We start from the raw sequence: 542 nt of genomic DNA on the forward strand, positions 1-542 counted from the left end.
TCAAGGACAAGCAGCTACCGCTGTGGCTCTGTGTTTAACCTAGAGATAGAAGTTTTATCAACTAAAATAAGCAGGCTAACTTTTCTACCGGAAATAGGGTTATTTACACAAAATTATTGACACACCCGAAGTGGAATTAACTATAATAAAAAAGGTTTAAATAAAATCATTGAAATGGCTATACATCATGAAATAGACAGAGTTGTTGTTTTGTATAAAGATAGATTGATTCGTTTTGGGTATGAATTAATTGAAAACATATTCAAGCACTATGATGTTGAAATTGAGATCATTGATCCAACTGAAAAAACACAAGAACAAGAATTAGTAGAAGATTTAATTCAAATCGTAACTGTTTTTAGTTGTAAATTACAAGGTAAGCGTGCTAATAAAGCCAAGAAAATGATTGAGGAGTTGAGAGAAAATGATGAAGGCGGTGAAAATTAGACTTAAACCAACAAAAGAGCAAGAGGAAAAATTGTGGAAATCCGTTGGAACAGCAAGATGGGCGTACAATTGGGCTTTAAATAAACAAATTGAAA

At 32.3% G+C, this 542-nt stretch carries 1 protein-coding gene and 1 pseudogene; both read left to right on the forward strand.

Translation table 11 applies throughout. The features are described from left to right. Positions 1–129: 129 nt before the first annotated feature. Positions 130–447 (forward strand): annotated as a pseudogene (locus GJS40_RS01205) (IS607 family transposase); the annotation flags it as partial. Continuing rightward, positions 425–542: helix-turn-helix domain-containing protein (locus GJS40_RS01210; protein WP_270895511.1), on the forward strand; the 118-nt coding region annotated here is incomplete at its 3' end. The pseudogene GJS40_RS01205 and the gene GJS40_RS01210, both read left to right, overlap by 23 nt.

The sequence above is a fragment of the Aliibacillus thermotolerans genome, from assembly GCF_027853235.1.
GTDB classification, from domain to species: domain Bacteria; phylum Bacillota; class Bacilli; order Bacillales; family Marinococcaceae; genus Aliibacillus; species Aliibacillus thermotolerans.